Origin of the sequence: Clostridium sp. AF27-2AA (assembly GCF_003478505.1) — a bacterium.
GTDB lineage: Bacteria > Bacillota > Clostridia > Lachnospirales > Lachnospiraceae > Brotaphodocola.
In genome coordinates this window covers 30,040-40,285 of the sequence record NZ_QUFI01000028.1, presented here as the reverse complement: position 1 = coordinate 40,285, position 10,246 = coordinate 30,040, and the positions used below count along the sequence as shown (strand labels likewise).

The 10,246-nt window shown below is 50.5% G+C and carries 9 protein-coding genes; 8 read left to right on the top strand and 1 reads right to left on the bottom strand.

All coding sequences use genetic code 11. The features are described from left to right. Positions 1-38 precede the first annotated feature (38 nt). Complete coding sequence (locus DWY84_RS13595) at positions 39-1,244, bottom strand: class I SAM-dependent rRNA methyltransferase (protein ID WP_118533907.1); 1,206 nt, start codon at positions 1,242-1,244, stop codon at positions 39-41. Between the two features lie 236 nt (positions 1,245-1,480). Here DWY84_RS13595 and DWY84_RS13590 point away from each other — a divergent pair, with 236 nt between their 5' ends. The 8 genes from DWY84_RS13590 (at position 1,481) to DWY84_RS13560 (ending at position 10,189) form a co-directional block, all read left to right on the top strand. Then, complete coding sequence (locus DWY84_RS13590) at positions 1,481-2,059, top strand: TetR/AcrR family transcriptional regulator C-terminal domain-containing protein (RefSeq protein WP_347560187.1); 579 nt, start codon at positions 1,481-1,483, stop codon at positions 2,057-2,059. A 255-nt stretch (positions 2,060-2,314) separates the two neighbouring features. Beyond that, complete coding sequence (fucO, locus tag DWY84_RS13585) at positions 2,315-3,463, top strand: lactaldehyde reductase (protein ID WP_118533906.1); 1,149 nt, start codon at positions 2,315-2,317, stop codon at positions 3,461-3,463. A gap of 193 nt (positions 3,464-3,656) precedes the next feature. Further along, positions 3,657-3,809 (top strand): hypothetical protein, encoded by a 153-nt coding sequence (locus DWY84_RS17460; protein ID WP_178716787.1) that lies wholly within the window; start codon positions 3,657-3,659, stop codon positions 3,807-3,809. 717 nt (positions 3,810-4,526) lie between these two features. Further along, on the top strand, positions 4,527-6,197 hold the full coding sequence (locus tag DWY84_RS13580; protein ID WP_243024866.1) for an ABC transporter substrate-binding protein: 1,671 nt from the start codon (positions 4,527-4,529) through the stop codon (positions 6,195-6,197). A gap of 120 nt (positions 6,198-6,317) precedes the next feature. Further along, the gene (locus DWY84_RS13575) at positions 6,318-7,241 is read left to right on the top strand and encodes an ABC transporter permease (protein ID WP_118533904.1); all 924 of its coding nucleotides are present in this window, start codon (positions 6,318-6,320) and stop codon (positions 7,239-7,241) included. A 1-nt stretch (position 7,242) separates the two neighbouring features. Further along, positions 7,243-8,211, top strand: a complete 969-nt coding sequence (nikC, locus tag DWY84_RS13570) for a nickel transporter permease (RefSeq protein WP_347560805.1) — start codon at positions 7,243-7,245, stop codon at positions 8,209-8,211. Positions 8,212-8,229: 18 nt separating this feature from the next. Continuing rightward, complete coding sequence (locus DWY84_RS13565) at positions 8,230-9,219, top strand: ABC transporter ATP-binding protein (protein WP_118533910.1); 990 nt, start codon at positions 8,230-8,232, stop codon at positions 9,217-9,219. Further along, on the top strand, positions 9,209-10,189 hold the full coding sequence (locus DWY84_RS13560) for an oligopeptide/dipeptide ABC transporter ATP-binding protein (protein WP_118533903.1): 981 nt from the start codon (positions 9,209-9,211) through the stop codon (positions 10,187-10,189). The genes DWY84_RS13565 and DWY84_RS13560 overlap by 11 nt, the downstream gene beginning before the upstream one ends. Positions 10,190-10,246 lie beyond the last annotated feature (57 nt).

Below are 10,246 nucleotides of genomic sequence, written 5' to 3'. Positions count from 1 at the left end.
CCGGCTTCGGACCTGTAGTGGGTTCTGTCTCTATATTGTTACTTCTCATCCACGACCTGGAAAATGTAGAATTTTAAGTAATACGATGCCTGCTCGCCTCCGGTCCAGAGAATCGGGTGGTCGGCTGCCTGGGTGCGGTATTCTACCTGGCGGAGGCGTTTGTGTACGTTGGCTGCGGCCTCGCGGATGGTCTTGGTGAACAGCTCCGGGTCCATGAAGTGGGAGCAGGAACAGGTAGCGAGGTAGCCGCCGTCCTTTACTAACTTCATGCCGCGCAGGTTGATCTCGCGGTAGCCCTTGACAGCGTTTTTGATGGAACTGCGGGATTTGGTGAAGGCCGGCGGATCCAGAATAACCACATCAAACTTTTCGCCCTTCTGTTCCAGCTCCGGAAGCAGATCAAAGACATCTGCGCACTGGAAGGTGACACGGTCAGAGAGTCCGTTTAACTCTGCGTTTTCGCGGGCCTGAGCTACGCCCAGCTCGGACGCGTCCACACCAAGAACGGAAGCAGCTCCGGCAATTCCGGCATTCAGCGCGAAGGAGCCGGTGTGGGTGAAGCAGTCCAGAACCTTCTTGTCCTTACAAAGTCTCTGGATGGCAAGGCGGTTGTATTTCTGATCCAGGAAGAAGCCGGTCTTCTGGCCATCCTGAACATCTACCATATAGCGGACACCATTCTCTACAATTTCAACCTTGGTATCAAACGGTTCACCGATGAAACCCTTCACGCGCTCCATGCCCTCCTGCAGGCGGACCTTGGCGTCACTGCGCTCGTAAACGCCGCGGATGGAGATGCCGTCCTCAGCCAGGATTTTCTTCAGCTTATCCAGGATGACCGGTTTGAAACGGTCAATGCCCAGCGCCAGGGATTCGACTACCAGAACATCCGAAAACTTGTCGATGACGATGCCAGGCAGGAAATCGGCCTCGCCGAAGATCAGGCGGCAGCTGGAGGTGTCTACGGTCGTTTTACGGTATTCCCAGGCATCACGGACACGCATCTCAATGAAAGCGTCATCGACCACGGTATCTTTTTTGCGGGTCATTATACGGACGGTGATCTTGGAACGGGTGTTGATAAAGCCTTGTCCCATCGGGTAGCCGTCAAAGTCAGAAACGAAAACCATATCACCGTTTTCGAACTCTCCCTCAATTTTGTCAATCTCGTTATCATAGATCCAGGCACCGCCGGCCTTTAAGGTGCGGCCTTCGCCCTTTTTTAAAATTACATTTGCGGACATGTGTGTACTCCTTATTGTGAATAGGTTATTGGTTCGTGCGATTTTATTTCCAAAGTATTGTAACATAAGCTGCGGAGGCTTACAACCGGGAAAAGAAAAAGCAGGATGCCAATGCGGTTTGGTATGTGTTTTCCGGATGTATACGAAAGTGTAAGCGAAATTCGGGTAATCTGCTTGCTGTGGAACTGCGGTGATGATACAATATTATAAGGAAATGTAAGGAGAAGGATAGCAGCATGATGGAACAGAAGACAACACAAGAAAAGCATGACCGTGCCAAATACAAGCTGGCGGCCTCCATCAAGGAGTGCATGAAGACCACCCCGGTAGACCGCATCACGGTGAAGGATATTGTGGAGGGCAGCGGCCTGACCCGCCAGACCTTTTACCGCAATTTCAAAGATAAATACGATCTCATCAACTGGTATTTTGACAAGCTGGTGCTGCAGTCCTTCGAGCAGATTGGCATGGGGAACACGGTCGGCGAAAGCCTGACCCAGAAATTCGAGTTTATCTTAAATGAGAAAGCATTTTTTACCGAGGCTTTCCGGTCGGATGATTACAACTCCGTGAAAGAGCACGACTTTGAACTGATTCTGCAGTTTTACAAAGATCTCATTGCCAGAAAGACCAGCCGCCCGTTAGAGGAAGAGATGGAGTTCCTTCTGGAGATGTATTGCCGCGGGTCCGTGTATATGACAGAAAAATGGGTGCTTGGCGGGATGAAAGATACTCCGCGCCGCATGTCGGACAAGCTGGTTGAAGCCATGCCGCCGAAGCTGGAGAAGGTGTTCTCGGAGCTGGAGCTTTTGTGAAAAAGCCGACGATTTTGTGAATCGGAGAAAACCTCGGAACACTGGAAAAATGATACAAAATTTACAATGGAAATTGTGATAAATCCACAAATATAAGAAGAAAGTGACAGAAGTGATACTTTGTCACTTTCTTTTTTATGTTATAGTTGTTAAAATAATATCAGTTCGGGAGATGAATGATCATGTAAATGACATCCCGAAAAGATTCAGCAAAACAGAAAATCAATGAGCACAAACTCAAGGAGGATTTTTATCATGGCAAACAGAATCGTATTAAATGAAACTTCTTATCATGGCGCAGGCGCTATCAAAGAGATCGCAAATGAAGTAAAAGTCAGAGGCTTCGCAAAAGCTTTCGTATGTTCCGACCCGGATCTGATCAAATTTGGCGTAACCAAAAAGGTAACTGACGTTCTGGACGAGGCTGGTCTTGCTTATGAGATCTACTCCAACATCAAACCAAACCCAACCATCGAGAATGTACAGACCGGTGTTGCAGCATTCAAGGCATCCGGCGCTGACTATCTGATCGCCATCGGCGGCGGCTCTTCCATGGATACCGCAAAAGCCATCGGCATCATCATCAACAACCCGGAGTTTGAGGATGTAAGAAGCCTTGAGGGCGTAGCTCCGACCAAGAAACCGTGCGTACCGATCATCGCAGTTCCGACCACCGCAGGTACCGCAGCAGAGGTTACCATCAACTATGTTATTACCGATGTTGAGAAAAAACGTAAATTCGTATGTGTAGATACCCACGACATCCCGGTTGTAGCAGTCATTGACCCGGATATGATGTCCAGCATGCCGAAGGGCCTGACCGCTTCCACCGGTATGGATGCTCTGACCCACGCAATCGAGGGTTACATCACCAAGGGTGCCTGGGAGATGACCGATATGTTCCACTTAAAAGCAATCGAGATCATTTCCAACTCCTTACGCGGCGCAGTTGCAAACACCCCGGAGGGCAGAGAGGGTATGGCACTTGGCCAGTATGTAGCAGGCATGGGCTTCTCCAACGTAGGTCTTGGTATTGTTCACTCCATGGCACACTCCCTGGGCGCTGTATATGATACCCCGCACGGCGTAGCAAATGCAATCCTTCTTCCGACCGTTATGGAGTACAACGCTCCGTGCACCGGTGACAAGTACAAATACATCGCAAAGGCTATGGGTGTTGAGGGCGTAGAGAACATGAGCCAGGAAGAGTACCGCAAGGCTGCTGTAGACGCTGTGAAGAAGCTGTCCGCAGATGTAGGAATTCCGGCTGATTTAAAGGCCATCGTTAAAGAAGAGGATCTGGACTTCCTGTCCGAGTCTGCATACGCAGACGCATGCCGTCCGGGTAACCCGAGAGATACTTCCGTAGAGGAGATCAAGGAGCTGTATAAGTCCTTAATGTAATAAAATTATGAGATAAAGATAGGGCCAGAGAAAATCGCTTTAGAAACGGTTTTCTCTGGCCTTTCTTATGAATCCTGTTTTTCTCTGTGAATAATTCCCGGGCCGGGTGGGGCAGTACGATTTTTTGTTGCAGACATACGGAAAATGTGATAACCTACCTATTTAGGATTCCTCTGTATTATGGAGGAAGTATATGAGTAAAAAAACACTGGAAGAACTGGCAGCATTGCTTGATTTCGTGAAGGCAGATCTGGCTGGAATCGAAGCTGATTACGAAGACCCATTTGTAGAACAGCTTCAGAATTCTGTGCGTCGGATCAAAAAAGCCGAAGAAACAATTACTTAAGGAATTTGGAATTTAGCAGCAAAACGAACCGTTTCATGCGGTTTGCTTCGTGTGTGAATTTCGGAAAAAGTCTGCCTCATATCTCAATGAGCCGCTTTGCCTGAATGGCGAAATCTATTTGTAGTACATATCTTATAATCAAGGTCATTTCGACCGAAATCAAAATAGATACAGGGGAATTCTATACCATAAAAAAGGGACAACCGGGAATTACTTGTTGCCCTGTAAAAAACATGATATAAAATGATAGATAAAGAATAAGAAGGTGAGGACCATTGTGACGGCCCTCATTTTTGAATTTCCAAGTGTACAAAAAATGTGTACTCCTGTCTCTAAAATATAGATATCAAACAGGGAGGACAGAGAGTATGAATACATTAATGAAGAGCGCAGGAGGTATTACCCAGGTTTCAGCAGATTCCAGGCTGCTGGCAAAACGGATCGTGTTTCTGGAGGCATTGACACTAAATGAATTGCATTCACTCTAATTTTCATAATACAGTAGAAATGAAGGCCGCCCCTTTCAGGGCCTTTACCTTATCTTCTCGAAATCTCTGCCTCATCCCTCGAAATGATATTGAAAATCCCCTTTCAATGTGGTATGATTTCCTCATTAGCGGACATTTTAAAACTCAGTGAACATGCAAATGCAATGGTGCATCCTTTCGGGGCAATGCACCATTTTTGGGTTTTAAATGGTTCCAGGTGAAGGAGGATATGATGAAAAAGAAGATCAGTCTCATGCTGGCGGCTGCTCTGACAGCAGGTCTGGCGCTGACCGGCTGCGGCGGCAGCAAAACTTCCGATACAACAGATAATACTGCAGGCGCTGAGAACGAGAGCACGGCCGAGGTAAAGGGTGTGGATGTGGATACCACCGGTTACCTGGTTGCGGCTCTGAACGCAGATATTCAGACTGCGGATGTGCAGAAAACTTCCAAGGACTACGAGGTGCCGTTTAACATTTTTGATCGTCTGGTAGATGTTGAGGTAGATGCGGACGGCAATTCCAAGATTGTTCCGAGTCTGGCTGAAAGCTGGGATATTTCAGATGACGGCCTGGAGTATACCTTCCATTTAAGACAGGGTGTGAAGTTCCACAATGGCAATGACTTTACAGCAGAGGATGTGGCGTACACCTTCCACCGCATGCTGACCGTAGAAGGCGGTGTGAATACCGAGTTTATTGACCAGATCAAGGGCGCGGATGAGCTCCTGGCAGGCGAGACGGATACCCTGGAAGGTGTTGAGGTGGTAGATGACTACACCATTAAGGTTACCTTAAAGGAGCCGTTTGCAGGCTTCCTGGCAAGCATTTCTTCTCCGGGTGTTTCTATTTACGATAGCGAGGCCACCGAGGCAGCGGGTGATCAGTTCGGCATGGATCCGGCTGTGACGGTTGGTACCGGCCCGTTTGAGTTTTCTTCCTGGAGCTTCAACAACCAGCTGGTTCTGACACGCAATGAGGATTACTGGAAGGGTGCTTCCGGGCTCCCGGGTGTTGTCATCAAGATCATTCCGGATACCGAGACCCAGTCCATGATGTTTGAAAGCGGTGAGCTTGATATCCTCGACCTGGATTATGCTGCAGATTCGGTAGACCGTTTCACCGAGACTTATCCGGATCAGATCGTACAGGGCCCGCGTGTAGGTATCGTGTACTTTACCATGAACTTTAATAAGGAGCCATTCCAGGATGTCAGAGTCCGCAAGGTGGTTCAGATGTCGATTGACCGCCAGGCTATTCTGGATGCCCTTTACGGCGGCAGAGGCCAGGTGGAGCAGGGAATCTTCCCACACGGTCTTATCGGCTTTAATCCGGATCAGGAGGAAATCAAGTACGATCCGGAGGCTGCGAAGGCGCTGCTTGCCGAGGCCGGCTATGCAGATGGCTTTGATATGGAGATTGCGGCAGACAGTTCCGCATCTGATACCATGACCATGGCGCTGGAGATTGTCAGCGATCAGCTTGCCGAGGTTGGCATCCGCGCAGAAATCAAAAATTACGATGAATCTACCTGGTTAGAAACCAGAAAATCCGGTGAGCTTGGTTCCTTCATGTCTACCTGGTCCGCAGATTACAACGATCCGGATAACTTCATTTATACCTTCTTCGGCAATGAAGAGAAAACAAGGATCCGTTCCATTAACTATCCGGATACGGAGGTGATGGAGCGTGTAGCAAAAGCGCGTACCCTTGTAAATGAGGATGAACGTCTTGCAGAATACAAGGCGCTGGAAGAGAAGCTCATCCACGAGGACGCAGCCTGGGTGCCGATGTTCTCCAGACTCCATCTGTTTGCAGTGAGCAAGCGGGTACAGGGCTTCGCACCGTTGTGGAGCGGATTGAGCGATCAGCTTTTCTACAATATTTCTTTGAGCGAGTAAACGCATAAATGCTAAGGGAGTGTTGCACCCAGAGCTTTGGCAGTCACAGGCATATCGTGGTTTGCCGGGCCTGTCTTCGCGGCACTCTCTTTTCCTATGTAATGTAGAGGAGGATGAGGTGTGTTAAGGAAAGTACTGAAACGGATTCTGATCTCTATCCCGGTTCTGGTGGGTGTGGTGTTGCTGATTTTTATCATGCTGCGCATTGTTCCGGGTGACCCGGTTACCACCATGATGGGAGAGCATGTGAATCCGGCGGTGATCGAGAAGATCAGTAAGGAAATGGGGCTGGACAAGCCATTGTATGTGCAGTTTTTGCAGTATATTGCCCATGCGCTTCGGGGGGATTTCGGAACATCCTACCGGCTGAACCGGAATGTGACAAAGATCATTCTGGAGGCATTCCCGAACACGGTGAAATTGTCTCTGCTGGCGGCTGTAGTGGCCTGGATCATTGGTATTGTGGCAGGCATCATTGCGGCAGTGCGGCAGAATAAGCTGCTGGACCGCCTGTTTATGGGCGGCGCACTGATTGGTGTTTCCATGCCGGTATTCATGACAGCGCTGGTGCTGCAGTATCTGTTTGCGTTTAAGTTCAAATGGTTTCCGGTTTCCGGCTTCGATTCCTTCCGGGCCATGATCCTTCCGGCCATCGTGCTGGGCTGGAATTCTGCCGGAAGCATTGCCCGCATGACCCGTTCCAACCTGGTGGAGATTATGCAGAATGATTTTATCCGCACGGCACGGGCCAAGGGACTGCTGGAATCCGGTGTTATTGTGAAGCACGCACTGAAAAATGCCATGCTTCCGGTCGTCACCATGATGGCACTGCAGGTATCCAGCATGCTGTCCGGCGCGGTACTGACCGAGAGTGTGTTTGGCGTTCCGGGTATTGGCCGTCTGGCGGTGAATGCCATTGAGACAAGAGATATGCCGCTTTTGCAGGGCACGGTTATTTTTACTACCATTCTGATCATTGTGGGCAATCTGGTGGCAGATCTGCTTTACAATGTACTGGATCCGAGAATCAGGGAGGGCGCGTAAGATGGAAGAAAAGAACATACAGAATCTGTCTGAAAACGACCAGACCGGATCGGACAGAAGTATGCAGCAGCATGACGCAAAAGCGAAATACATGCAGACGGATTTCAATGCCCAGATCGGCGAGGCAGACACCTGGCTGGACAAGGCAAAAACACTGGTGCGCCAGAATAAGCTGGCGGCCTTTTCCGCACTGCTGATTATTTTCATGATTCTCATTGCAGTTTTTGCCCCTCTGGTGGCACCTTATGATCACTTACAGCAGAGTCTTTCGGACCGCCTGCAGCATCCAAGTGCGGCTCACTGGCTTGGAACCGACGAGCTGGGGCGTGATGTGCTCAGCCGTATCATTTTTGGCGCGCGCATTTCCCTGACCATCGGTCTGGTGCCGACTCTGATCTCCATGGCCATTGGTACAGTGCTTGGCATGTATGCCGGTTTTTACGGCGGCAAGGTGGATTTCATCATCATGCGCCTGGCGGATGTGATGCTGGCATTCCCATCGCTGCTGCTGGCTATGGTTGTCATGTACACCATGGGCGGCGGCCTGATCAATATTTTCATTGCGTTGAGCCTGGTAAACTGGGCGGGAACCGCCCGCATTGTCCGTTCCCAGACCCTTTCTTTAAAAGAAAAGGAGTATGTGGAGGCAGCCCGCAGCATTGGTGTGAAGAAGTGGGTCATCATGTTCCGGCACATTCTGCCGAACTGCATCCCGTCCCTGATCGTGCTGTTTACCTTAAATATCCCGTCAGCGATCTTGTCGGAAGCATCCTTAAGCTTCCTGGGTGTCGGCGCGCAGCCGCCGAGTGCCAGCTGGGGCCTGATGGTTGTTCGCGGCAAAAAATATCTGTTCTCGGAGCCGTGGCTTTCCATCGCACCGAGTGTGGCCATCATGATCGTGGTCATGGCATTCAACTTCCTGGGGGATGGCCTCCGGGATGTGCTGGACCCATATTTAAAAGAACAGTAAAGGAGAGGAGAGATGAGCATGAGTGAATCAATCGTATTGGATATCCGTGATCTGAAATCCCACTTCTTTACCGCAAAAGGGGAGATTCCGGCGGTGGACGGCGTCAGCATTGAGGTTCCGGCCGGAAAAATCATAGGCATTGTAGGAGAGAGCGGCTGCGGCAAAAGCATGACTGCCATGTCCGTGATGGGACTTCTGCGTCATCCGGGCAAGGTGGTTGGCGGAACCATCACCCTGGATGGACGTGATATCACCCATCTTTCCTCACGGGAGCTGGCGAAGGTGCGCGGCAACGAGATATCCATGATCTTCCAGGAGCCGATGACCTCTTTAAATCCGGTGTATCCGGTGGGAAAACAGGTGCAGGAGGCAATCCTGCTCCACCAGAAGGTTTCCAAAGAAGAAGCAAAGCAGCGTGTTATTGATATTTTCCGTGCGGTGGGAATCCCGGAGCCGGAGAAGCGTTACAAGAGCTATCCGCATCAGCTGTCCGGCGGTCTGCGCCAGAGAGTCATGATCGGCATGGCCATGGTGTGCCGCCCGAAGGTGATGATCGCGGATGAACCCACCACGGCTCTGGACGTGACCATTGAAGCGCAGATCCTTCAGCTGATGAAGAAGCTCTGTGAGGAGCAGGGGACTTCTATTATCCTGATCACCCACAACATGGGTGTGGTGGCGGAAATCTGCGACTATGTATATGTCATGTATGCGGGGCGGGTGATGGAGCAGGCTGAGACCTTTGAACTGTTCGACCACACTGCGCATCCGTACACGAAGGGACTGTTAAAATCCATCCCGAAACTGGACGGCCAGGAAGACCGCCTCTACACCATTGAAGGTGTGGTACCGAACCTGTTGCATCTGCCCAAGGGCTGCCGTTTCTGCACCCGGTGTGAGTGCGCCACAGAGCGGTGCTTTGAAGAAGGACCGGAGCTGTATGAGACAGCAGAGGGACATAAGGTGCGGTGTTTCTTAAGTGAGGAGGTGGCTGAAGATGGAAAATAAAAAACTTCTGCTGCGCACCGAGCATCTGGTAAAGGAATTCCCCATCGGCGGCACGAAGAAAAATCCACTGGTGGTACATGCGGTGTCCGATGTGAACCTGGAAATTTATGAGGGGGAGACCCTGGCCCTGGTAGGCGAATCAGGCTGCGGCAAGAGTACGCTGGGGCGTCTGCTGATCCGGCTTTTGGATGTGACCTCCGGCAAGGTGGAATTTGAAGGCCAGGACATCACCGCCATGAAGGAATCTGAGTTTGCGAAGATCCGCAGACAGCTGCAGATCATCTTCCAGGATCCGTATGCTTCCTTAAATCCGCGCATGAGCGTGGCGAAGATCATTGCGGAGCCGTTAACGACTTACGGCATGAAGGATAAAAAGGAACTGGAAGCCCGGGTGAAGGAGCTGATGAAGGCAGTCGGCATTCCGGAGGAATTTTACAACCGGTATCCGCACCAGTTTTCCGGCGGACAGCGCCAGCGTATTGGAATCGCCCGGGCTATTGCCCTGAATCCGAAGCTGATCGTCTGTGATGAGCCGGTGTCGGCCCTGGACGTTTCTATTCAGTCCCAGGTGTTAAACCTGCTAAAAGATCTGCAGGAAGAATACAAGCTGACCTACCTGTTCATTTCCCATGACTTAAGCGTGGTAAAATTCATTGCGGACCGGGTATGCGTGATGTTTCTGGGAAGCATCTGCGAGGTGGGAGCGACGAATGAACTCTACAACCATCCGCTGCATCCCTACACCCGTTTCCTGATGAATGCCATTCCGAAGGCGGATCCGCATCTGCGGAGCAGGGAAAAAGAACTGCTGACCGGTGAGATTCCGTCCCCGGTAAATCCGCCGTCCGGGTGTAAATTCCACACCAGATGCCCTTATGCACAGGAAATTTGTGGAAAAGAGCAGCCGCCATGCAGGAGGTTTGGGGACAGAACAGTGTTTTGTCATTTCCCGCTGGGAGAAAAAGAATAAGTGAGCTGCCTGCAAAGAACAGGAGCATGAAAAAACAGGCAGTCTGGAACAGAAGCA

Bases quoted from the DNA above. Each gene is read 5' to 3' on its own strand.
- DWY84_RS13595 (WP_118533907.1), bottom strand. From the start codon at position 1,244: ATGTCCGCAAATGTAATTTTAAAAAAGGGCGAAGGCCGCACCTTAAAG.
- DWY84_RS13590 (WP_347560187.1), top strand. From the start codon at position 1,481: ATGATGGAACAGAAGACAACACAAGAAAAGCATGACCGTGCCAAATAC.
- fucO (WP_118533906.1), top strand. From the start codon at position 2,315: ATGGCAAACAGAATCGTATTAAATGAAACTTCTTATCATGGCGCAGGC.
- DWY84_RS17460 (WP_178716787.1), top strand. From the start codon at position 3,657: ATGAGTAAAAAAACACTGGAAGAACTGGCAGCATTGCTTGATTTCGTG.
- DWY84_RS13580 (WP_243024866.1), top strand. From the start codon at position 4,527: ATGATGAAAAAGAAGATCAGTCTCATGCTGGCGGCTGCTCTGACAGCA.
- nikC (WP_347560805.1), top strand. From the start codon at position 7,243: ATGGAAGAAAAGAACATACAGAATCTGTCTGAAAACGACCAGACCGGA.
- DWY84_RS13565 (WP_118533910.1), top strand. From the start codon at position 8,230: ATGAGTGAATCAATCGTATTGGATATCCGTGATCTGAAATCCCACTTC.
- DWY84_RS13560 (WP_118533903.1), top strand. From the start codon at position 9,209: ATGGAAAATAAAAAACTTCTGCTGCGCACCGAGCATCTGGTAAAGGAA.